The organism is Actinacidiphila glaucinigra, assembly GCF_900188405.1.
GTDB classification, from domain to species: Bacteria; Actinomycetota; Actinomycetes; order Streptomycetales; family Streptomycetaceae; genus Actinacidiphila; species Actinacidiphila glaucinigra.
In genome coordinates, this window is record NZ_FZOF01000029.1 from 1 (window position 1) to 22139 (window position 22139).

Here is a 22139-nt window from a genome sequence, read left to right on the forward strand (position 1 = left end):
TCGGAGTACTTCAGATGGAACACCACCCGCTCCGGCGAGGGCGTGTCGATCGTCTTGATCGAGTCCAGCAGGACCGCCGGACCGTTCTCGTCATTGATCTTGATGGTGCGCTCGAAGGAGAACTTCACGTCCTCCGAGGTCAGCGCCTCACCGTTGCTGAACTTCAGGCCCCCGCGCAGCGTGCAGTCGAAGGTCTTGCTGGCCTCGTCGGTGAACTTGCAGCTCTCCGCGGCCTCGGGCTCGGGCTTGGTGGCGCCCTTGGGGAAGCTCAGCAGCGACTGGAAGACGTTGTTGAACACGATCCAGGAACCGACGTCGTAACCGGCGGCCGGATCGACCGCGGTCACCTTGTCCGTGATGCCCATCGTGACGGACTTCCCCCCGGCCCCTCCGGCCGACCCTCCCGTACCGCAGCCGGCGACCACGACCGCAGTCACCGTCGCGGAGAGCGGGAGCGCCAGTCGTTGGACTCGATTCCTCACAAGACTTCCTCACTACTTTGCGGTAACCTATACAGGCTCACGCGTATACAGTTGCTATTTTCCGATTCACGTCAGACGGTCCCTTATCCTGCCAGGCGTCACCCTGCCGCCCGGAACCGGGGTGACCTGCCTGAACGGCAGCTTGTGTCGGCGTGTTCAGATCACACAGCGCCGCATCGCGGCGGCCCTGACGCCCAAAGCCATGAACCTAGCCGTCCTTGCGTGAAGGCCGCATTGCCACATGGTGGATTCACTGTGAATGAATCGGAAATCGAGGCACCCGGCATCGAGGCGTGCGCCGAACTCCCGCCCCCTTCAGCGCTCGGCCGGCGTCCCGGCCGGTAGCCGGACACGCGGCCGCTGCTCCATCCGGCGCGCGATGCGGCCCATCAGAGCGCATACGGTGTGAACGCAGCGTGAGCCCGCGCCCGGCAGCGGGGCCGCGGAACGCGAGAGGCGGCCCGTACCCGCGGAGGGTACGGGCCGCCCGGCCCGTCGATCGGCGTGGCGTGTGCGTGCCGCCCGCTCAGAGGCGGACGGCACGCCCAGATGTCAGCGGCGCAGTGCCTTCAGTGCCTGGCGGACCAGGCTCACGCGGTCGGCCGCCGAAGGGACGTGCTCGAGGCCGAAGCCCAGCAGCACCGTGTCGTGCGTGACGACCGCCCCCTGCGTCAGCGGGCCGGTACGCGCCCAGTCCCGCTGGACGGGAGGACTGCCCGCGGGCGGACCGGCGACGGCCCAGGGGCCGAGGGAGGTTTCGAAGCCCTCGGTCTCGGTGACCGCGCCGCGGATGACCAGGGAGGTGTCGTCGGCCTGGAGGCCCTGGCCGCCGGAGCTCGGGTCGGTGATGTAGCTGAGCGAGACCTCGACCTTCTTGCCCGCGTAGGCGCTCAGGTCGAAGTTCACCTGCCGCCAGCCCCCGGAGGATCCCGTGAAGCTGTTCCAGGCGCCCGAGGTGCCGGTGGCCTGGCAGCCCGCCCCACCCGGGGTCAGGTAGTGCGTGAGCCACGGGTGCTCGGCGACGTAGAACCCGGCCTCGCACTCGGCGGGCACCGTGGTGCTGGTGGCACCGCCCTTGTCGGGCAGGGTGGTCCAGTCTTCGGCGCCGACGGTGTGGATCTCCAGGATCGCGTTGTCGTAGCCGGGCTCGGTGTCCCACAGAAACTGCGAGCGGAGCGTGGGCGCGTCGGCCACGGTGACCCCGCTCAGGTCGATCGTCCGGGTGAGCCGGTTGTAGGCGTCGTCGGTGTGGACCGCGGCCGCCATGAAGGAACCCGCGTAGGGCGCGTCCGAGGCGACGGAACCGGAGTACCGGCCGGCGCCCTTGCTCGCGAACTGCGGATACGTGGCGGGGTCGAGCCAGTCGGAGGTCACCCGGTAGGTGCCCGCCGCGTCCAGCGGGTTGCCGGTGGCGCCGGCGAGCGGACCGTTGAAGCCGGCCAGCGCGCCCGTGCCGGCGAAGCCGGTGGCCCCGCTGGTCGACGCGCGCGAGTACGCGCCCAGGTAGTACTGGCTGAAGTCGTTCGACGGAGTGCCGTCGGCGAGGGCCACGTTGCCGCCCGCCCGTTCGCCCGCCTCGATCAGCTTGCCGCCCTCGTTGAGGTAGGCGCGCAGTTCGAGCTGGGTGGGGTTGCCCGGCAGGGCCGCGCCCGTGTAGTGCACGACGGTGCGGAAGTGCCCGAGGACCGCGAGCGCGTCGGGTGCGCCCTGCGTCGCGACGTCCCAGACGGCCGCGCGGTGGCCGTTGGCCTTCAGGGCGTCGACGTACGCCTTGGTCTGGGTGGCGGCTGCTCCTTCCTCGGCGACGACGAGGGTGTCCGCCGAGGGACGGTCGGCCACGGTGTAGGTGAAGTGGTCGCTGGAGACCTTCTTGCCGCTCTTGGTCCGGCCGGTGAACCACACCTCGACCTTGTCGCCGACGTCGCCGTCGCCGACCTTCGCGCGGTACTCGTCGAAGTAGAGGTTGTCCTCGCCGCCGAAGGTCTCGCCGCCCCGCCAGGAGCGCAGCGACTCGTCCTTGGTGCGGCCGCCGTTGACGCGGTAGTTGAGCTCCTTGTCGCGCAGCGACTTGCGGGCGACCACCGAGACCTCCTGGTCATGGCCGCGCGCATAGGAGGTGGTGAAGGGCGCCAGGGTGAAGTCGGCGGCGTTCAGTCCCAGGGAGGATGCGGGGACGTCGGGGTGGGCGGCCGACTCCGCCACGGAGAGCGCGAAGGGGATGTTCTTCTCGAACTCCTGCTGGATCAGCTTCTCGTCGTCGGGGAAGTTGAACCCCGACTGGCAGTCGGAGGCCACCCACTGGTCGTCCGGGTCGATGTCCGACGCCGTCTGGCACGTCGACATCTCGGGTGTGAACATCGCCAGGCCGTTGACGTTGGACGCGTGACCGTCCGCCTCGCCGTTGGTGGTGTACAGCTCCGACGAGACCTGCGGGTGGTAGCCGGGGATCGCGGAGTTGTCCGGCGTGCCGGCCAGTGCCTTGTACAGGACGTCGTCGGGGGTGTCCGTGGCCACCTGCCAGCCGACTCCGTAGAGCAGCAGCTGGGCGGCGGAGTGGTAGTTGATGCCGTAGGTGAAGTCGATGCGCTTCTGGAAGGCGTCCAGCGCCCGGGTCTCCGGCTCGGAGTTCGGGCCCGTTCCACGGTACGTCTCGCTGGCGGGGTTGGGCGAGGAGCCCTCGTTGTCGTAGCCCCACTTGTAGGCGAAGTTGCGGTTGAGGTCGACGCCGTCGCCCGCGGTGATGACGCCGTCGCCGTTGTTGTCGCGCAGGTTCTTGCGCCACAGGCGGGTGTCGTCGCTCTGGAAGGTGAAGTCGTAGCCGTCCGGGTTCGCCGATATCAGGAACCACAGTTCGGTGGAGTCGACGAGCTGCTTGATCCGCTTGTCGGTGCGGTAGTTGTCCAGGTAGTGGTGCATGAGCCGGCGGGTCATCTCCGGCGTGATCCACTCACGTGCGTGCTGGTTGGACATGTACAGCACGGAGGGTTTCGAGCCGTCCTTGGACTTCGCCGCGTCCTTGGTGAGCTTGAGGGCGAGGATGTCCTGCCCCTGGGTCGTCCTGCCGATCGAGACGACCTTCGTCAGCCCGGGGTTGGCGCGGTGGGTGGCGAGGATCTCGTCCTTGATACCGCCCTTGCCGCTGTACGGGCGGAACACCTTGTCGGCCGCGTTCTGCACCCGTGCCTCGGCCTTGGCTCCGAGCGTCCGCTCCGTGAGCTGTACGCCCTTCTTCTCCAGGTCCTTCGCCTGCCTGCCGGTGAGGTAGACCTCGACCGTGGCCGTGCCCTGCGCCGGGGGCCGCTCGCTCAGCTCGTGCGCGTCCTGACCGGCCTGGAGCAGCAACGGGATCTGACTTCGGGTCACTTCTGCGCGGTACACCTTGACGGTGTCCGCCTCGGTGGCGGCCGTGCCCGCGTCGCGGGCCTGGGCCATGGGTGCCACCGTCGCACCGCACAGGATGAGGGCGCCGACCGCAGCGATCGTTAAGGATCTGGTTCTCACGAGCATCCCTTCACGTCGTTCCAGGACAGAGGCGCCATCCCATAAGAAGTCGGGTCGCCAGTCAAGGTCCGGGGAAAAAGACGCCTCGGGGGGCCGGTGCGTCATCGGATGGTCATTCCCCGTTCGGCCAAGGGGAATTCGGCCGCCATTGCCCGAAAGCCGGGGCGTGGCGTCGGGAGAATTCCGGGATCACGGTGAACGCGCCTTGTGATAGGCCGGGTCTACGTATCGGTAGCCTGCTAATGACAGGAATGCGCCGTTCCGCGTTCGCGGTGCCCCGGTATCCCCTCGTTCCGGGACCCGGGGGCCTCTACGGCAAGGGCGAGCAGTTCCGTCAGTTTCTCGAAGTCCACTGAGGCCAGGGGCTCGACCGGGAAGACGTAGCGCAGCATGACGAGCCCGTTCAGGTGCGCGCGGACCAGGGATGCGGTCATCGGCGACGGCGGGCCCTCGTCCGGGGCGAGCCGGTCCAGGCACGAGGCGAGGGCCGCGTCGACGCGCTCGCGGAGCGCCGTGGCGATCGGCCCGTCCGACGTGCCGGTCCGGTAGACGGCGACCAGCGCAAGACGGGTCGACTCGTCCTCCCAGACGGTGAGCAGTGTCCGGGCCAGCCGCCGTCCCCGGCTCGTCGGCCCGGATTCCGCCTCGTCGGCCGGGGGGCCGTCGAAGAGGGTGGACAGGTCGACGCGGGAGGCCACCGCCTCCCGGAAGAGGGTGTCCTTGTCGCCGTAGAAGTAGTGGATCAACGCTGGGTCCACGTCGGCCTGCCGGGCGATCTCTCGCAGTGTGGTGCGCGAGTGGCCCTTGGCGGCGAAGAGTTCGAGCGCGGCTGTGAGGATCCGCTCCTTCCTGTCGCCCTTCCCGGGCGGGTCGCCGGCGCCGTCGCCCGGGGTCCGCCGTGTGTACGGCCTCATGTCAGGCGGCATGGCGCCGGCGTGTCCGGGCTGCGGTGGTGGGCGCGGATGAGTGCGATCACGGTGTCCGCGGTGCGGTCGACGTACCTGCGGCCGTCGGGGGCGTGGGCGGTGCGGCTGATGTAGCTGGCCGGGCCGACGTGGGTGGCCGGATCGAGCGGGTGCACGGTGATCTTGCCGGAGCGGCGGGCGCGGTTCCAGCTGCTGCGGCCGACCAGCGGCCAGCGCTGCGGGAAGATCCAGGTGCCGAGCCGTTCGATGTGGTCACTGGCACTGGTCAGCCGGTGCAGGTGCTCGGCGTGGGTGAGGTCGTTGGCGCCGTTGTGGAATCCGCCCAGCGTGATCAGCAGGAGGGGCGCGTGCAGCCGGGCGTGCAGTTCGTCGACCGCGCCGGTGGCGACCTGGGCGCCGCCGCTGTAGCTCAGCAGCACCACGGGTGTGCCGCTGTCGGGGTGGTAGCCGGCCAGCCGGAGCTGGGTGGCGATCTGGCGGCCGACGGCCCGGTTGTACAGGGGGCGGTAGCGGCGGTCGGCGGCGACGAAGATCTGCATGACGTTGTGCAGGAACAGCAGCAGGCCGATGCGGCGGCGCAGCCATGCCCAGACCGGCCGTTCGGCGAGGGGGTCCGCGAGGGGCGAGTAGGGCTGGACCTGGCTGAGCACCCGCAGTTCGGGGGCCCTGGCGAGGAGGGCCGTGACCAGTTGGCCGCCGTCGCGGGTGTCGCGGACACGGCGTTTGCCGATGCCGTCCAGGTAGACGAGGTAGGCGTCGGGCGGGTTGTCGGGCGCCGCGCCGCGGGCGTAGGGCATGCCCGCCGGGAGTTCGGTGACGGGGGCGCGCCAGCGCGCACCGTAGGCGAGCACCTCGTAGCGGGCCAGCAGCGCTTCGGCGATCAGGGCCGGTCCGACGGCGAACGCCCAGAGCAGGTACCCGTTCATGCGATCGCCTCCCGTGGTTCTGTCGCGCTGATCCTGATGACCAGACGCCGTACGGCCTCGACCGCGAGGCCGAGTCCGACCCCTGCGACGGCCACGCAGCCGGCCGCGTCCCACCAGCCGATGCCGGTGGCCGTGGCGAGCGGGCCGGCCAGGCCGGCCCCGACCCCGACGAAAAGCACGAGGTGGAGGAAGGGTCCGAGCCAGGGGAAGGCGAGGATGCCGGCGAGCATCAGCGGGGCCGCCAGATCCGCCGTCCACACCGGTCCGGCGCCCTGCGGTGGAGCGGACAGCGCCAGTTCGGCCAGGGTCGCCGCGGTGAGCGGCCACAGCGCGAAGACAGCGCTCTCGACGAGGCCGCCGCCCAGCAGCGATCCCGCCACGAGGCTGCGCGGCATGCCGGGTCGGCGCACGGCCAGGGGCACGATGCGCCCGGCGGCCTCGGACACCCCGGCGAGCCCGAGCAGGATCATGACGGCGATGGACATGGCTCAGCCTCGCCTCAGAGCGTGGGCGCGGACCCGGGTCCGGTCGGCGGGGCCGGCCGCGCCCAGGTACGTTTCGAGTTCGTCCGCCGCGCGCCGAAATCCGCCGGCTTCGCGCTGGGCGGTCCGCAGGCCGGCCGCGGCCGCCCGGAACCCGGGGCCCCTGAGCAGGCGTCCGGCGAGGCCGCGCACCGCTTCCTCGGTGATGTCCCGGGTGGGGATCGCGAGTCCGGCGCCGAGTTCCTCGACGCGACGGGCCACCATCGGCTGGTCGGCGCCCTGGGGGACGACGAGCATCGGGACCCCCGCGAACAGGGCTTCGTTGACGCTGTTCATGCCCCCGTGGGTGATGAACAGCGAGGCGCGGGCGAGGACTTCGGGCTGCGGGACGAACCGGCGGACGAGCACGTTGGACGGCAGCGGCCCCAGCGCGGCGGGGTCGGTGCGTCCGGTGGACACGACGGCGGTGCCGGCCAGCCCTGCCAGGGCGGTGGCGAGGGTGCGCAGCAGTCGCGCGTCGGCGTTGAACACCGTGCCCAGCGAGGCGTACACCACGGGGTCCCGCAGCCGGTCGACGGGGAAGGAGGGGTCGGCCGGGCGGGCGCCGATGCTGGGGCCGACGAACCGGTAGGAGGCGTCGAACCCAGCGGCCTTGGGCTGGAAGGCCCGCGAGGTGAAGACGAGGTTGAGCGGCTGGCGGATGTTGCCCAGGTCGGCCAGGGGCAGTCCGTGGGTGTCGTAGCGGCGGCGCAGGTCCCAGCGCGACCGCAGGTAGCCCCGGACGCTGTCGGGCCGGGACGCCGCGGCGCTCAGCAGGTCCCAGGAGCCGCGGGTCGGGCTCGGCACGAGCCGGTTGAACGCGAACGTGGTGAACGACGAGGCGGCGGGCACGTCGAGTTCATGGGCCGCGACCGCGCCCCACAGGCAGGCGTTGTCGTGGACGATGAGGTCCGGCCGGATGCGCCGCAGGTCGGTGAGGACGGCGGGCAGCAGGCCGACGGCGCTGTCGGCCAGCCCCTTCAGCAGGGTGACCGGTGTCGGCGGATCGGGCAGCGGCTGCTCGCCGCCGGGGTAGAGGTAGACCTCGCCGCCCGCGGCCTCGATCTCCGCACGGAAGGCGGCCGAGGTGTGGTAGGTGACGCGGTGGCCGCGCCGGACGAGTTCCGCGACCACCGGCAGAGTCGGGTTGACCCGGCCGTGCATGGCGATGTTGAGGAAGGCGATGGTGCTCACAGGAGGCCCCCTGACACAGAGGATGCCGCCCCGGCCGGGACCGGTGAAGGGGCGTCGGTTCGGTACAGGCCCGGCCCGCCGACGCGCAGCGCGTCGAGGAAGTCCCCCGCCGTGCGGTGCGCGGTGCTGATCAGCCGCTGGGAATGGCCGAAGTCCCAGGGCGCGGGCCAGGCGTCGATGCCGGTCGGCAGTACGACGGTCGGGACGTGCCGGGACACCTCGTCCAGATCACGCTCGATCTGGTGGCGCATCAGGAGGACCCCGGCCCTGGCGGCGACCGCCCCGGCCCCGCGGCGCCGCTCGGTCCGGCCGGGCGGTGCGCCCTCGGGGCCGGTCGACAGCGCCACGACGCTGGCCGCGCCGGCCTGAAGGGCCGCCAGCACCGGGAGGTAGGCGATCACGCCGCCGTCCACGAGCGTCCGGTCCTCGCGGTCGACCGGGGGCAGGATTCCGGGGACCGCCGCGCTGGCCAGCAGGGCGGACTCCAGGTCGCCGCGGTCGAGCAGCGCCGGCGCGCCGGTGTCGAGGTCCATGGCGACCGCCGTGAACGGGATGGGCAGTTCCTCGATCCGGGACGGCAGCCCGGACCGCTCGATCAGCCGGCGCAGGCCGCGGTCGGCGAAGACGCTGGCCCGCGAGGCCGGATAGCCGAGCGGGTACACCTCACGGCGGCGCAGGCCGCTCCACACGCGGTCCAGCCAGGCGGCCGAGCCGTCGGGATGGGCGGCCGCGATCGCCCCCAGAAGGGCGCCCACCGAGGTGCCGATGATCATGTCGGGGACGAACCCTCGCTCCTCCAGCGCGTACCCCGCACCGACGTGCGCCGCACCGAGCACGCCACCGGCACCCACCACCGCGGCCACGGGACGGGGAAGGGAGTTCAGGGAAGCCGATACGGGCTGCCCCGGCGTGCGATCGCAGGGCCAGGGAAGTGCCGGGTCGCCGGCCGCGGCGGTCAGCGGCCGACCACGGCCGCGCCCGCCCGCCGGGTCGCCCCCGCGGAATTCCAAACGTGGCAATGGCACCGGTATCCGGCCACAAGCAATCCTCATGATCCACCTCCTTCACCGCGGCACCGCTTCGGATCGGTGTCGCGGCCCGACGACCTCCCACCCCGTTCATCTTCGTTACACCTACGACGGTATCATTTAATACCGTCTCGCGTGCGACTTTCTCTGAACGAAGAGCGGGGCGTACGACCCGCCCTCCGGCGCGGAACGCAAAGAAAAAGCCGCGCGGCGCAAGCGCCACGCGGCTGGAAGGCCTGCCCTTTCGGCGTGCCTACGCCTCGCCGTCAGAGGCATGGGCGAATCGGGTCAGCAGCTTGGTCAGCAGCTCGGGCTCACCGGGGCCCAGATCGGCGACGAGCCGCTCGGCCAGGGGCTCCGCCGCCACATGGGCCGCGTCGAACACCTCGAGGCCCGCGGGCGTGATCTCCACCGCCCGCACCCGCCGGTCCCCCGGCACGGCCCTGCGGACGGCGAGCCCCTTGCGCTCCAGGTCGTCCACGACGCGCATGATCCCCGCCTTGTCCGACCCCGTCGCCGCAGCCAGGTCCCGCTGCACCGTGGGCCCGCGGTCGACCAGCACCATCAGCACGGCGAAGTGCCGTATCTCGATGCCGAGCGGCCGGAGCGCCTCCACCATCACCGCGCCCGCGCGCCAGTGCGCCCGGCGCAGCAGCAGGCCCAGGGCGAACGGCGAGGTGTCCCCGGGGCGGTCGGTCGCACGCGAGGCGCTGGTTCCACGGGGGGTGTCGGCAGTCATGGACGTACATTACCAGCCATCCGACCATTCGAGACCGTATCAAGTGAAACTAATTCTGGCTGCGTGCCGCCGCCTCGCTTCGGGCGCCCGCTCACCCGCCGGGAGCTGCGCGTACGCTCGGTGCGGTCACCAGCGATCAGGAGGTGGGCGGTGCGGCGGGCGTATCTGCTGTGGACGGTTGCGGCGGCCGGATTCGCCGTGGACCAGATCACGAAGGCGATCGCCGCGGTGGTCGTCGAGGGCCACGAACCCAGGGACGCCCTGGGCGGCGCGGTGACCTTCACCGCCTTCCGGAACTCCGGGGCGGCCGGATCCTTCGCCCCCCGCGCGACCCTGCTCTTCACACTGGTGGCGATCGTCGCGCTCGTGGCCATCGCGCGGGTCGCCGGCTCCATACGCTCCACGGGCTGGGCGGTCGGCCTCGGACTGATCTTCGCGGGCGCCGGCGGAAACCTCGCCGACCGCCTCTTCCGCACCCCCGGCTTCGGCAGGGGGGCCGTGCTGGACTTCATCCAGATCGGCGATTCCGGGATCTTCAACCTCGCCGATCAGTGCATCACGGCCGGTGCCGCGATCGTCCTCATCCAGAGCTTCCGCGGAGTCCCGCTGCGGGCCGCCGTCACGAGCGGTGTCGGGAAGCAGGCGCTGGAGCGGTAGGGACGGCGCTCACGCCGCGGCCCACGGTGCGCGTGCGCCGCGGGCCGCCGGGCGTCAGGCCGCGGGCTCGATCTCCTCGCCGGACGGGACCGCCTCGTCCATCTCGTCCATCTCGTCCTCCGCCGGCAGCCACGACTCGGCCCACGTCGAGATCTCCCGGACGACCTCCTCCAGGGCTCGACCCTTGGCGGTGAGGCGGTACTCGATGGTCACCGGCGTGGTCGGGAGCACATGGCGTTCGACGACGCCTTCCTGCTCGAAGCGCTTGAGGCGGTCCGACAGCAGCTTGTCGGTGATGTCGGGGATCGCGTCGCTGATCTGCCGAAAGTGCGTCGCGCCCCGGAGCAGCTCACGCAGGATCACCCCTGCCCACCGGCGGCCGATCATCTCGACGGCCAGGTGGTACCGAGGGCAGAAGTCGGGCTCGTAGCTGCTCATACCACCCAGCTTACCAAAGGATAGCGACTTGCCGACAGGGGTCGACTCTGTTAGCTTTCCCAGGGCCAGCCACTTTCCAATGGATAGCCCCTATCCTTCAGGGCTGGCGCACCCTCCCACCGGACAAGGACTGACCTGAGATGACCGCACCGTTCGAGCCCCTCACCATCGGGGAGACCCAGGTCCCCCACCGGATCTTCATGTCGCCCATGACGCGCAACCGCGCGACCGCCGAGGACGGACTGGCCACCGAGGCCATGGTCGACTACTACGTGCAGCGCGCCGGGGCGGCCGCGCTGATCATCACCGAGGGCACCCAGCCCAGCCGGGTCGGCCAGGGCTACAACGCGACCCCGGGCCTGCACAGCGACGAGCAGGTGGACGCCTGGCGCACCGTGACCGACGCCGTCCACGCGGCGGGCGGCACGATCTTCGCCCAGATCATGCACTCCGGGCGGATCGGCCACCGGGACCTCACGGGCCTGGTCCCGGTCGCGCCGTCCGCCGTGCGCGCGCCCGGTGTCACGTACACCGCCGAGGGGCCCAAGGAGCACGACGTCCCGCGCGAACTGACCGAGGAGGAGATCCTCGAGACGATCGCCGACCACGTGGCGGCGGCGCGCAACGCCATCGCCGCCGGCTTCGACGGCGTGGAGCTCCACTCCGCCTCCGGCTACCTGCTCCACCAGTTCCTCTCCGACAGCGTCAACCTGCGTACCGACCGCTGGGGCGGCAGCACCGAGAACCGCATCCGCTTCGTCGTGGAGACCGTCAGGGCCGTGGCCGAGGCCATCGGCGCGCGGCGCGTCGGACTGCGCATCTCCCCCGGCATCACGGACCAGGGCATCGTCGAGAACGATCCCGTCGAGCTGTACACCGCCCTGCTGACCGCCCTGTCCGACCTGCCGCTCGCCTACGTCCACACCCGTGAGCAGGCCGGACGCGACCTGACGCGCAAGCTCCGCGCCACCTGGCCCGGCACGCTCGTCCTCAACCCCCAGTACGACGACGAGCGCCCGCCCCACGAGGCCGTCGACGACGTCTTCACCGAGGGCATCGCCGACGCCGTCACCCTCGGCCGGGCCTTCCTCGCCAACCCCGACCTCGTCACCCGCATCAAGGCCCAGGGGCCCTACAACACCCCGGACCCGGCGAGCTACTACGGCGGGGACGAGCGGGGCTACACCGACTACCCGGTCCTCGCCTGACCACGCCCGCGTGCCGCCTCCCCCGGCGGTGCGCACCGGCGGACGCGCCGGGCGCCTCCCTCCCCGGGATGCGCCCGGCGCTCTGGTAGGACTCGTCACACGGCGCGGGCGGGGCACGGGTTCCATCGCCGTTCCGACGTTCGGAGGCCACGAGGTTGCCCCACTCCCCAGCCACCCGTGCCGGCGGCTTCCTGCGTGACGTCCTCCGCCCCGGCGGCGGCCCCGGGTACCGGTACGCCCCCGGTCTGCGCGCGGCGGTGAGCATGGGCATCCCCCTGACCGCCGGCGCCGCCACGGGCCACCTGCCGTGGGGACTCACGGCCACCATGGGTGCCTTCACCGCCGTCTACGGCGCGAAGGAGCCCTACGCCAGGCGCGCGGTGCTCCTGGCCGGGGTGGGGGCGGGCTTCGTGCTCTCCGTCGCCGCCGGGTCGCTGGCCGGGGGCAGGATCTGGCTCGCGCCCGTCGTGATCGGCCTCGTCGGCGCGGTCGCCACGTACGTCTGCGACGCGCTGCGGATCGGGCCGCCGGGCGGCTACCTGTTCGCCCTCGCCTGCGCCATGTCCACTCCGCTGCCCTTCGACGGGGCGGCCACCGGGCAGCGGGTCGCGCTCGCCGCGGCCGGTGCCGCCTGCGCCTGGCTGGTCTCGATGTCCGGGTTCCTGGTCGACCGCGGCGGGCCGGAGACGACGGCCGTCGCCGACGCCTACGAGCAGCTCGCCGCCTACCTCGACGCGATCGGCGGCCCCCGCCAGGATGCCGCCCAGCACCAGGCGGCCATCGCGCTGCGCACCGCCTGGTACGCCGTCGCGGCCCCGCCCCAGCCCCGGGGCCGGGCGGGCGGCCGGGCACGGCTGCGACCCGCGGTGCGGCAGGCCCACCACGTGTTCGCCGCAGCCGTCCGCGCCGCGGCCGCATCACGTGAGCCGCTCCCGGACGACCTGGCCGGAGCGCTGCGCAGCACCGCAGACTGCCTTCGCGAGCGGCGTGCCTCTCCCCCGCTCCCGGCCCCCGGGCCCGGCGGGGAACCCGCCGAGCGGCGCGCGGTGCGCGGCGAGGTCGGGCAGGCCGTCCGCGACGCCGTGTCGGGGGCACCGCCGGACGACGCCGGGGAACTCCTCGAACCGTCCAGCGCCACACGGCTGCTGGCCTCGGCCAGAAAGCGGCACTCTCTGGTCCTGCCCGCCGCGCTGCGCGTCGGATCGGGCGCCGTCATCGCCGGCTGGCTCGCCCACGTGAGCGGATTCGCGCAGCCCTACTGGGCCTCGGGCGCCGCCATCGTCGTCCTGCAGGGCGCCAACGTCACCACCGTGATCCGGCGCGGTCTGCAGCGCGGCGCCGGCACCGCGGCCGGCGTCCTCCTCGGGGGCACCGTCCTGGCCCTCCACCCCGGTCCGGCCGCTCTGGTGGCGGCCGTGATGCTCGCCCAGTTCGCCGCGGAAGCGGTCCTGGCCCACAACTACGCGCTCGGCGTCGCCTTCATCACCCCCCTGTCGCTGTTCCTGACCGAGGCCGCGCAACCGGCCCTGCCCGTGGGGCACCTTGTCGCGGCCCGCCTCCTGGACACCGTCTGCGGCTGCGCCGTCGGAGTGGCGGCGGGTCTGACCCTGTGGCGGCGCACCTCGACCGTCCGGCTCCCCAGCACCCTCGCCCACGTCATCCGCGCGGAAGGCACGGCCTGGCACCTGATCCTCACCGCCGACGACTCCGGGAACGGCGCCGCCGCCACGGCCCGGCACCGCCTGCGCACCGAGCTGATCAACCTCCGCACGGTCGCCGAGAGCGCCGCCGGAGACCGCCCGGCCCCCTGCGAACTCGCCCGGCTCTGGCCGGCCATCGCCGCCACCCAGCAACTCGGCTACCTGGCCGTCTCCACCACCCGCCCGCCGTCCCCGCGACCGCGGCCCGACCCCGGCGACGCCGCCCGTGTCCGGCGTGCCTTCGACACCCTCGCCGCCTCCGCCGCGACCGGCGCCCCTCCCCCGCCCCTCGGCCTTCCCCCGCTCGTGCTGCCGGCGCGCCTGGACGCCGCACTGCACGCCCTGCACAGCGCCCTGAGCGCCCCTCACACCGGGGAGTGCGGCCGCCGGTCGCTACGGCGCGGCCGGCGCTGAGCCCGCCCGGGCCCGTCGGTCCCACCGCCGGAAGCGGGCGTCCCGCAGCACCCGGAGCGCCGTGAGCATGCCCGATGTGGCGTTGTTGCCGGCGCCCGGCCAGGTCGCGGCACCGGTCAGGTACAGGCCGGGGACCGCCGTGCGGTAGCCGCCGTGGCCGGGCATGGGCCGGAACAGGAAGTTCTGTGCCAGGTGGTGGCTGCCGCCGGTGCTGTCGCCGCCCACCAGGTTGGGATCGGCGGCCTCCAGGTCCTGCGGGGTGTACGTGGTGACGCGGGCGATCCGTTCCCGGCTGCCGGGTGCGTACCGCTCCAGTTTGGCCAGCACCCGGTCGGTCATCGCGTCGGCGACGTCCGCCCATCGGGTCTGCCGGATCGCGCCTGCCGCGTCACCGCGGATGCGGGTGGGCATCGTACGGACCTGGATCCACACGACGTGGCGGCCCGCGGGGGCGCGGGTCGGGTCGACCGCGGAGGTCTGCCCGACGATCAGCAGCGGGTCGGCGGGCAGCAGTCCCGCCTGCGATTCGGTGTAGGTACGCGCCAGGTCGTCGACGTACGGGGCCACATGGACGTAACCGAAGCCGGACAACTCCTCTCCCGCCGCCCAGGGCAGGGGGCCGTCGAGAGCGAGGTGCAGCATCAGCGTGCCCGGGCCGTACAGGAAGCGGTCGGCCTTGCGGCGCACCCGCGCGGGAACCTGCCCGGGCTCCAGCAGGTGCCGGTACAGCACGCCCGGAGCGGTGTTCGCGATCACCGCGCGCCGCGCCGTCAGCGTGCCGCCGTCCAGGGTCCGTACGCCGACGGCCCGCCCGTCACGGCACAGCACACGGTCGACCCCGGCACCGGTGCGGACCTCGCCACCGTGGTCGGCGAGCACGGCCGCGAGCGCCTGCGGCAGCCGCTGCGCGCCGCCCTCGACGACGGCCATGCCGTTCTCCATGTCCGCGAACAGTTCCAGGAAGGGGAACATCGCCCCGCCGGACACGTCCGGCGCGAAGTCCAGGTGCATGCCCCAGCAGGCGGCCATCGCCTGTGCCTCGCGCGTGGCGAACCAGACCTCGCCCAGTTCACGGGTGCTCATGAGCAGCGTGTGCGCGAGGTCGCCCGCGCCGCGCACGCCGTGGCGGCGCAGCAGGCCCAGGACCTCGCGCGCCGCGGACGGGGACGGCAGCGCGGAACCGTAGAGCGCGAACAGGTGGGGGGCGAACCGCTGGTACTCGCGGTACAGGCCGGCGAAACCCTCGGCGTCCCCGGGGTCGTGTGCCGCGAGTTGCTCCATCGTGCGTGCGTAGTCGCCGTACACGCGGACGCTGCGGCCGTCGGGGAAGACATTGGCGTAGGGGCGGTCGGTGACGCGGAACCGCAGCCCGTGGCGCGTGAGTTCGGCGCCGAAGTCGGCGTACGCGCGGGAGCCGAGGAAGAGGTTCTGGTTGGTGGAGTACAGGTCGTGCACGAACCCGGGCAGGGTCACCTCGCCGCCGGCGATGGCGCCGCCCACGGCCGCGTTGCGCTCCAGCACGGCCACCGACCACCCCGCCCGCGCCAGGTACAGGGCCGCCACCAGCCCGTTGTGGCCGCCGCCGACCACGACCGCGTCATAGGTGCCCGCGGCCGTCATCGCCCGGCCCTCCCCGCGCCGCGGGTCCTCCCGTGTCCGCAAAGGGTCATGGTCCTGTCCTTCGTCGTCCCTCGTTCGCCGGTGGGCTGACCCCGGCCCCGCCCGGGCGGACGACCAGCAGGGCCGTGTCGTCGGTACCGGGGGCGGTCTGCAGGGCGTGTTCGAGGAGGCTGTCCGCGACGGCGTCCACACCCAGATCGGCTGTCGCCACCAGGTGCCGCACGAGATCGCCCGTGGCGGACTCCGCGTCGACGCCGGGCGACTCGACGAGGCCGTCGGTGTACAGCGCCAGCAACGTGCCCGGGGGCAGCGGGATCTCCGTGGTGGGGTAGTCGCCGTCCGGTGCGATGCCCAGCAGCAGACCCGGCGTCAGGCCGAGGATCCCCGCGCTCCCGTCGGGCCGGCGGATCAGGGGCGGGGGGTGGCCGGCGGTGGCCAGGCGGGCGGCGTGCCGCTCCAGGTCGATGTGGGCGAACAGGCAGCTGGTGAACAGGCCGGGGTCCAGATCGGAGAGCAGTCGGTTGGTCCGGGCCAGCACGTCGCCGGGTGAGGAATGGGCGGTGGCGTGGGCGTGGACGGCGATGCGCACCTGCCCCATGAGGGCGGCTGCCTGCAGATTGTGGCCCTGCACGTCGCCGATGGTGACGGCCGCGCAGTTGGTGCCGCAGTGGATGAGGTCGTAGAAGTCGCCGCCGATCTCGCTCCCGTGGCCCGCCGGAAGATAGCGGGCCGCGACCTCGAGGCCGGGGATCCGGGGCAGTTCCTTGGGCAGCAGGCCGGTCTGCAGGGTGCGGGCGAGTTGGTGCTTGGTGTCGTAGAGGTGGGCGCGGTCCAGGGCCTGCGCGATGAGCCCGGCCAGGGCGATCAGGACGTTCCGCTCGGCCTGGGGGAAGGGGCGGGACCGGTCGTAGGACAGGACCAGCAGCCCGACGGGGCGGCCCGAGGTGATCAGCGGCAGGAAGGCCCACGCGTCCCGGTTCCGGAAGCGGAGGGCCTGCGGGTAGGCGCGGTGCAGATCGGCGAAGCTGGTGAAGAACAGCGGGGTGCCCCGGCTCAGGGCCCGGGCGGTCACGATGGCGGAGGTCAGGGGCGTTCCGTCGACCTTGGCCATGAACTCGTCGCTGTAGCCGCGGTGGCCGACGACGCGCAGCCGGCCGCCCTCGGCGGTGAGCACGACCAGGCCCTGGGCCTCGAACGCCGGGACCAGCTGGTCGGCGACCTGGTCGACCACGTCCTGCACGCCGACCGCCTCGGTGAGCGTCGCGGCCAGGTACATCAACTGGTACATGGCCGAGGCGCCGACCGGACCGCGGGCGCCCGGGGGGAGCGCCGGCCCGTCAGCGGCCCGCTCGGGCTCACCCGCCACCGGGGTCACGGTGACGCTGACCCCGGAGGGACCGGGGACGAGGCGGAAGGACAGCCACTGGTCCGGGGGGCGCAGGGCGGTGAACGAGGTGGTCTGCTTGCTGATGACGGCGGCGCGGTACGCGTCCTCGAACGCCGGGCCGTCGACCCACAGCAGCCGTTCCCAGGGCAGTGAGCCCATCAGGTCCGCGGCACCGGCGCCGAGCAGGTCGGCCGCCGCCGCGTTGAGGAACCTGACCCGGCCCTCCAGGTCCAGCGAGCAGCACCCGGTCGGCAGCCGCTCGGCGAAGTCGTACGCCGCCAGCGCCTCGGCCCGCCCCGGCTCGCGGCGGCGCACCGCCCGCAGGATCAGGGGGTCGGCGCCGGCCACGACGGGGTGGCCCCGGTCCGAGTAGTGCCGCAAGAGCCGCCCCGACCTGCCGCAGAAGATGCCGATCACGTCCCGCTCGCCGGGGCTCAGTACCGGCGGGTGCCAGACGGGCCACAGCAGGCACACCGCCCCCCACGCCTCGTCGCCGTCCATGATCGGCGCCGCCGCCAGCATGATCTCGTAGGGGGCCACCAGCGCGACCCGGGGGAAGCGCTCGGCCAGTTCCCGGGAATTGCCCACCCACACCAGCGACCGTTCCCGCATGGCCTGCGCCACCGGCGCCGCGTCGTCGAGCGCGATCCGCGCCCAGGGGGCGGCGATCCGCCGGGAGGTACCGGACAGCGCCACCAGGTCCAGCGCGCGCTCATCCGGCGCGAGCACATAGAGCATGCCCACCGCGGTGTCGGTGTTCCGGACGAGACCCTCGAACAGGCCGGCGAGGCGCCGCATGCCGCCCGTCTTCGACCTCACGTCATGCCGGGTCACCGCGTTCGCCCCCGTCGCCTTGGTGCCGGGACGCGTGGGCCGGACACCGGCGGTGGCGTGCGCGCCGAGCCGTCCGCCGGTGCCGCTGAACCCCGCGGCCACCACACCGCTCTGGTCCCATAAACGGACCATACGCCCCAAGGGGCACTACGGCATCCACAGGCGCCGACTACCGTGGGCGACCCTCACCGAACGTGATCACCGCAGGTCACAGAGGGTATGGTCGGTGGACCACCGGCAGAGCCTGGATCAGCCGCCCGGGAGAGACGGGTGCGCGGTGCCGTGGATGCTCCGGGTGCGGGAGGCGTAGGCGCCGCGGCGGATGAAGGGGATCAGGAGGCGGACGGAGCGCGGGGCGCCGGTCAGCGGGCGCCTGGCGGCGCGGGGTCCCGCCTCGTACGCCAGCATGCCGGACAGCAGCGCGAGCGTCTTCGTGTCGTGGCCGGTGAAGGTGTACCCGGCGAGCCCGGCCCACTCCGCCGCGGTGACGTGCCGCGCGCCGAGGGGAAGCACCTCCTTCTCTTCCAGCGCGTGATGCCGGACCGCCCAGAGCGTCAACCGTTCGATCGCGGCGGCCAGTTCATCGCCGGACCGGGCCGTCGAGCGCCAGTCGGCGAGGTTCCTGACGACCTCCGAGCGCGCGCCTTCGATGGCCCGGTGCTGCTCCCGCATCACGGGGACGACGGCAGCGGCGGCGTGACCCGCGCGTGCGGTGAGCAGCGGCCACAGCAGCAGGTCCTGTCCCCGGTGGTGCCGCTGCAGGAGTGAGCACACCAGCGCGACGTGGTCGGCGACGACGGCCACGCGCCGGACGTCCCCGGGCCGCACGCCGCGTACGGCCTGCGGGAGCAGGCCTAATTCGCGGTCCAGCACGGTGTGGAGCACGGGCACGTCACGCACGTCGGCCATCGGCCGGTCGGCTGCCGGGTTCACGGAATCCTCTGGGTGGCGGTGCCGGGGTGCCGCGCCGGGAGGCAGGGGCGCGGCACCCGTCGTCATGCGGACCGGTCAGGCGAGCTTGGCCGTCAGCGTGATGCTCGTGCCCGCGAGGGCCTGGCTGACCGGGCAGTTCTCCTTGGCGTCCGCGGCCGCCGCGGCGAACGCGTCGTCGTCCAGGCCGGCGACGACGCCCTCGACGGTGAGGTGGACGCCGGTGATGCCGACGCCCGGCTCGAAGGTGACGTCCGCCGAGGTGACCAGCTTCGTGGGCGGCGTGCCCGCACCGGTCAGGCCGTGCGAGAGTGCCATGGAGAAGCAGCTGGAGTGGGCCGCGGCGATCAGCTCCTCGGGGCTGGTCCTGCCGTCGGAGTCCTCGGCGCGCGAGGGCCACGACACCGGCTGCCGGCCGATGCCGGAGGAGTCGAAGGTGACGGTGCCCTTGTCCTCGAGCAGGTCACCCTCCCAGACGGTGTGCGCGCTACGCGTGGTTGCCACGATGAACCTTTCGGGGATTACTCGATCATGTTCCGTGTCGCCGACGCTCCCAGAGCGGGCGCCCCCGGGCCATCGGGAGAACTCCGCATCTTCGGCCCGGACCCGCGGGCTCCGCGCATGGGGAGAAGTACCGAGGCGGGGCGGTGGGCGCCGGACCCGCGCGCGCCTGGACGACACGCCCACGGGTCCGGCCCTTCACAGGTGTCGCGTGTTCCCGGCCGTCACATGCCCTCGGTGACGACGTCCATGTCGGCACTGAAGATGACGACCTTCTCGATCAGGTCGCCCTCGCACTGGAGTATTTCCGATCCCAATGCCGACTTGCCGCCGGGGAAACCGAAGTTCCAGACCCAGTGGATGAATTCGCGGTTCTGGGAGTGACTCACGACGAGACCGCTCAACGGCGGTGCCTGGCGCTGCACGACGGTGATGTAGTCGTTGAGGGCGTCCCGGCCCGCGAATACGTGGTCGGGCTCCATCAACGTGATGTTCTCCGTGTAGATGCCCTCCATCGCCTTGGCGCGCGCGACGGGGTCCGGGGTCATCCAGACCTCCAGGTGCCGGGCGATGAGCACCCGGGCCCGGTCCGACCCGCCGGTCAGCGTCAGGTGGAGGCGGGAGATCCGTCCGTCCGGGCCGAGGGAGGCGGAGACCTCGCCGCTGCCGGTGCAGCCGTTGCCCTGGAGGTCCCGTCCAGCCTGGCTCCACGTCCCCGTGAGGGAGCCGTCCGCCGCCGCGGAGGACGTCCACTGGTGCTTGGACTCCTTCCACCCGGCAGCCTGCGTCCGGTGGAGGTCGACGGCCAGTTCCCGGCCCCGGACCATGTCGCCGCTGTGCATCAGCACCACGTCCTCGGCGAGGATGTCACGAAGGCCTTCCAGGTGGGAGTCGCCGCTGTCGGCGGAGTCCACGATCTCGAAATAGCGGTCGAGCATCGTCGTCACGCTTGCATTCCATTCTGTCTGCACTTGTGAAAGGGCGCCCGTACTGCGGGAATCGGCGCCCGGGGGCGAGAGCGCGTGGTCGCGGTCACGTTCCCGTCAGGGAGACGACGCGGCCGCCACCGAAGTGACAGAACAGACGTCCCGGATCCCGCTCAGGATTCGGGGGTGAGAATTCCGGCCGCGTGCGCGCGCTGATTCCAGCGGCGCAGCTTCTCCGGATTGAGCACGGCCCAGACCTGTGCCACCCGCCGGTCGGTGACGTCGAGGCTGATGACCGCGGCCACGGTGTGGTCGCAACGCACCACGAGTCCGGTACGGCTGTTCACCGACTGGGCGGTCAGCGTGGTGCGCGGGTGCGGGCCCAGCAGGGTCAGCAGGCTCCGCGTGACCTGCTCGCCGCCGTGGACCGACCGGAGCGTCGTACGGACCTTGCCGCCGCCGTCGAAGACCGCCATGGCGTCGGGGGACAGCGCGGACGACAGCGACGCGGCGTCGCCCGCCGCGCAGGCATCCCCGACGGCGCGGACGACCGCGTCGTGCTCCGCCGAGGGCGACGGAGCGGAGCGCTGCGCCAGGAGCCGGAGACGCGCGACGGCGGTGAGCTCGTGGTCGTACCCCGCCTGCGGCACGCCGGGCCCGGGGGCGGCCGGGAGGCCCCGGCAGACATCGCCGGCGGTCGCCGACAGCCAGGCACGGGGCGACACGATCCGCGCACGCTCCGCACCGGACAGCGCGTACCACCGGCGGTAGGTCTCGTCGATCACGCTCTCCGCGTCGCGGAGGCCGCCCGACATCCGGTGGGCGACATCGAGCAGATGCCGGCGCTCGTCGAGCAGCTCCGCGAGCGGCACCGCGTCACTGGCAACGTCCATGCGGCATCCTCCCTCTCGTACGAGACCACACAACGCGGCCGCACGCATCAACCTCGCCGAAGTTCGAGGGCGTGCGGGGGTGGTCCGCGCCGTGGGTGTCCTGTGTCCTTCCGGGGCTCGCCAGGGAGACGAGGCGGCCTGCGCGGATGTGACCCGCTCAGGCAACCTGGATATCAGAAACCCAGTTCGGATCGCTCACCCATCACCCGACGTCCACCGCCCGTCGCGCACCGCCGCCGTCACACCCCCGCCGGCCGCCTCGTCTTCCTGGCGTGAACCTGAGCGCCGCCGAGTCGGGCCCGCCGCCCGATGAGAGCGGCTGGACGGATTTCGAGGAGTTCGCGGCCCACTGCGGTCCGCGCCTGCTGCGCACGGCCTGGATGCTCACCGGCGACCGGCATCACGCCGAGGAACTGCTGCGGACCGCCCTCGCCAGGAGTTGGCCGAAGTGGCGGCGCATCAGCGACGACCGGCCCGAGACGTACGTGCGGGGCGTTCTGGTGCGGGTGCACGTCCGCCGGTGGAGGAGGCGCCGGCGTGGGGAGGTGCCGTACGCGCGGACGCCCCGCGCGGCCCTGCCCGGCGACCGGTACCGGGAGGCGGACCCGGATGACGCGCTGCGCCGGGCCCTGCGCCGCCTGCCGCCGCGGCAGCGGGCCGTGATCGCGCTGCGGTATCTGGAAGGCATGGGCGTCGAGGAGACGGCGTCCCTGCTCAACTGCTCCGCGGGGACGGTCAGGAGGCGTACGGCGAAGGCACTGCGTGCCCTGAGCGGCGCCCTTCCCGGTACCGGCCTGCCGCGCGGGTGACCCGGGCCGGCCCGCCCCCGGGCATTCCGGCCGGGTCAGGCCGGGCGCGGTGCGCGGCGGTCACGGCGGGCGGCGAGTTCCCCGTCGTCGACGAACGTGAGCATCGGCCTGCCCTGCTCGCAGAGCATCACCACGACGAAGCGCAGCCACTGGTCCGCCTGGTTGTTGCCGTCCTGGTAGTGGATGACGTCGCCGCCGGGCTCCCAGAAGGACTCGCCCGCCCGGACGACGCGCTCCGGTTCGCCCTCCAGCTCGAAGAGCATCTCGCCCTCGATGACGTAGCCGAACGCGGGACCGGTGTGCCGGTGCGGCGGGATGCCCGGATGCCCGGGCGGGTACTGCACGAGCAGGGTCATCGCCTGGGCGCGGTCGGGGACGAAGGGCGGTTCCTGCTCCAGCAGCGTGGTGATGCACGACTGCCACGGGGCGGGCTCGGCGGCCGAGCCGGAGGGGCCCTGTCCGGGTTCGCTGGTGTCATCGTCCGGCATGGTCACCGACCTCACGT

The 22139-nt window shown here is 72.7% G+C and carries 20 protein-coding genes; 4 read left to right on the forward strand and 16 right to left on the reverse strand.

Translation table 11 applies throughout. The features are described 5' to 3' along the window. The 8 genes from CHF15_RS36035 to CHF15_RS36070 all read right to left on the reverse strand — a co-directional run. A partial coding sequence (locus CHF15_RS36035; RefSeq protein ID WP_245939222.1) for an ABC transporter substrate-binding protein occupies positions 1-482 on the reverse strand: 482 nt, incomplete at its 3' end. A gap of 552 nt (positions 483-1034) precedes the next feature. Continuing rightward, complete coding sequence (locus CHF15_RS36040) at positions 1035-3989, reverse strand: M14 family metallopeptidase (protein ID WP_410169680.1); 2955 nt, start codon at positions 3987-3989, stop codon at positions 1035-1037. A gap of 233 nt (positions 3990-4222) precedes the next feature. Then, the gene (locus CHF15_RS36045) at positions 4223-4897 is read right to left on the reverse strand and encodes a TetR/AcrR family transcriptional regulator (protein WP_179280112.1); all 675 of its coding nucleotides are present in this window, start codon (positions 4895-4897) and stop codon (positions 4223-4225) included. Beyond that, the gene (locus tag CHF15_RS36050) at positions 4894-5835 is read right to left on the reverse strand and encodes a hypothetical protein (protein WP_089228144.1); all 942 of its coding nucleotides are present in this window, start codon (positions 5833-5835) and stop codon (positions 4894-4896) included. Before CHF15_RS36050 ends, CHF15_RS36045 begins: the two co-directional genes overlap by 4 nt. Next, a complete protein-coding gene (locus CHF15_RS36055) occupies positions 5832-6320 on the reverse strand; it encodes a hypothetical protein (protein WP_089228145.1) in 489 nt (162 codons plus the stop codon). The genes CHF15_RS36050 and CHF15_RS36055 overlap by 4 nt, the downstream gene beginning before the upstream one ends. A 3-nt stretch (positions 6321-6323) precedes the next feature. Further along, positions 6324-7550, reverse strand: a complete 1227-nt coding sequence (locus CHF15_RS36060; protein ID WP_089228146.1) for a macrolide family glycosyltransferase — start codon at positions 7548-7550, stop codon at positions 6324-6326. After that, a complete protein-coding gene (locus tag CHF15_RS36065; protein WP_089228147.1) occupies positions 7547-8413 on the reverse strand; it encodes a patatin-like phospholipase family protein in 867 nt (288 codons plus the stop codon). The genes CHF15_RS36060 and CHF15_RS36065 overlap by 4 nt, the downstream gene beginning before the upstream one ends. Before the next feature lie 418 nt (positions 8414-8831). Further along, positions 8832-9317 carry a MarR family winged helix-turn-helix transcriptional regulator gene (locus CHF15_RS36070; protein ID WP_089228148.1) on the reverse strand — a complete coding sequence of 162 codons (486 nt, stop codon included), beginning with the start codon at positions 9315-9317 and terminating at the stop codon, positions 8832-8834. Positions 9318-9467: 150 nt separating this feature from the next. Between CHF15_RS36070 and CHF15_RS36075 the strand changes: the two genes are divergently transcribed. Further along, entirely contained in the window at positions 9468-9974 is a 507-nt protein-coding gene (locus CHF15_RS36075) for a signal peptidase II (protein ID WP_179280113.1), read from the forward strand. A 54-nt stretch (positions 9975-10028) separates the two neighbouring features. On the opposite strand, the gene CHF15_RS36080 is transcribed toward CHF15_RS36075, so the two are convergent. Beyond that, entirely contained in the window at positions 10029-10412 is a 384-nt protein-coding gene (locus tag CHF15_RS36080; RefSeq protein ID WP_245939223.1) for a winged helix-turn-helix transcriptional regulator, read from the reverse strand. Between the two features lie 140 nt (positions 10413-10552). On the opposite strand from CHF15_RS36080, the gene CHF15_RS36085 reads away from it, so the two are divergent. After that, the gene (locus tag CHF15_RS36085; protein ID WP_089228150.1) at positions 10553-11620 is read left to right on the forward strand and encodes an alkene reductase; all 1068 of its coding nucleotides are present in this window, start codon (positions 10553-10555) and stop codon (positions 11618-11620) included. A gap of 155 nt (positions 11621-11775) precedes the next feature. Beyond that, complete coding sequence (locus CHF15_RS46495) at positions 11776-13734, forward strand: FUSC family protein (RefSeq protein ID WP_089228151.1); 1959 nt, start codon at positions 11776-11778, stop codon at positions 13732-13734. Here the strand turns inward: CHF15_RS46495 and CHF15_RS36095 are convergent. The 6 genes from CHF15_RS36095 to CHF15_RS36120 form a co-directional block, all read right to left on the reverse strand. Next, the gene (locus CHF15_RS36095; protein ID WP_143681718.1) at positions 13714-15396 is read right to left on the reverse strand and encodes a phytoene desaturase family protein; all 1683 of its coding nucleotides are present in this window, start codon (positions 15394-15396) and stop codon (positions 13714-13716) included. The genes CHF15_RS46495 and CHF15_RS36095 overlap by 21 nt on opposite strands. A gap of 4 nt (positions 15397-15400) precedes the next feature. Further along, on the reverse strand, positions 15401-17707 hold the full coding sequence (locus tag CHF15_RS36100) for a SpoIIE family protein phosphatase (RefSeq protein WP_245939224.1): 2307 nt from the start codon (positions 17705-17707) through the stop codon (positions 15401-15403). A gap of 117 nt (positions 17708-17824) precedes the next feature. After that, positions 17825-18508, reverse strand: a complete 684-nt coding sequence (locus CHF15_RS36105) for a hemerythrin domain-containing protein (RefSeq protein ID WP_220093370.1) — start codon at positions 18506-18508, stop codon at positions 17825-17827. Positions 18509-18583: 75 nt separating this feature from the next. Continuing rightward, complete coding sequence (locus CHF15_RS36110; RefSeq protein ID WP_089228154.1) at positions 18584-19009, reverse strand: OsmC family peroxiredoxin; 426 nt, start codon at positions 19007-19009, stop codon at positions 18584-18586. Between the two features lie 221 nt (positions 19010-19230). Beyond that, positions 19231-19953 carry a hypothetical protein gene (locus CHF15_RS36115; RefSeq protein WP_089228155.1) on the reverse strand — a complete coding sequence of 241 codons (723 nt, stop codon included), beginning with the start codon at positions 19951-19953 and terminating at the stop codon, positions 19231-19233. A 152-nt stretch (positions 19954-20105) separates the two neighbouring features. Continuing rightward, positions 20106-20825, reverse strand: a complete 720-nt coding sequence (locus CHF15_RS36120) for a sigma-70 family RNA polymerase sigma factor family protein (protein ID WP_089228156.1) — start codon at positions 20823-20825, stop codon at positions 20106-20108. Positions 20826-21097: 272 nt separating this feature from the next. Here CHF15_RS36120 and CHF15_RS36125 point away from each other — a divergent pair, with 272 nt between their 5' ends. After that, positions 21098-21634: a SigE family RNA polymerase sigma factor gene (locus tag CHF15_RS36125; RefSeq protein ID WP_245939225.1), complete on the forward strand. Its 537-nt coding sequence runs from the start codon at positions 21098-21100 to the stop codon at positions 21632-21634. A 35-nt stretch (positions 21635-21669) separates the two neighbouring features. On the opposite strand, the gene CHF15_RS36130 is transcribed toward CHF15_RS36125, so the two are convergent. Beyond that, positions 21670-22122, reverse strand: a complete 453-nt coding sequence (locus CHF15_RS36130) for a cupin domain-containing protein (RefSeq protein ID WP_089228157.1) — start codon at positions 22120-22122, stop codon at positions 21670-21672. Between the last annotated feature and the right edge of the window lie 17 nt (positions 22123-22139).

Bases quoted from the DNA above. Each gene is read 5' to 3' on its own strand.
- CHF15_RS36080 (WP_245939223.1), bottom strand. From the start codon at position 10,412: ATGAGCAGCTACGAGCCCGACTTCTGCCCTCGGTACCACCTGGCCGTC.
- CHF15_RS36120 (WP_089228156.1), bottom strand. From the start codon at position 20,825: ATGGACGTTGCCAGTGACGCGGTGCCGCTCGCGGAGCTGCTCGACGAG.
- CHF15_RS36045 (WP_179280112.1), bottom strand. From the start codon at position 4,897: ATGAGGCCGTACACACGGCGGACCCCGGGCGACGGCGCCGGCGACCCG.
- CHF15_RS36130 (WP_089228157.1), bottom strand. From the start codon at position 22,122: ATGCCGGACGATGACACCAGCGAACCCGGACAGGGCCCCTCCGGCTCG.
- CHF15_RS36055 (WP_089228145.1), bottom strand. From the start codon at position 6,320: ATGTCCATCGCCGTCATGATCCTGCTCGGGCTCGCCGGGGTGTCCGAG.
- CHF15_RS36070 (WP_089228148.1), bottom strand. From the start codon at position 9,317: ATGACTGCCGACACCCCCCGTGGAACCAGCGCCTCGCGTGCGACCGAC.
- CHF15_RS36085 (WP_089228150.1), top strand. From the start codon at position 10,553: ATGACCGCACCGTTCGAGCCCCTCACCATCGGGGAGACCCAGGTCCCC.
- CHF15_RS36100 (WP_245939224.1), bottom strand. From the start codon at position 17,707: ATGGTCCGTTTATGGGACCAGAGCGGTGTGGTGGCCGCGGGGTTCAGC.
- CHF15_RS36050 (WP_089228144.1), bottom strand. From the start codon at position 5,835: ATGAACGGGTACCTGCTCTGGGCGTTCGCCGTCGGACCGGCCCTGATC.
- CHF15_RS36040 (WP_410169680.1), bottom strand. From the start codon at position 3,989: ATGCTCGTGAGAACCAGATCCTTAACGATCGCTGCGGTCGGCGCCCTC.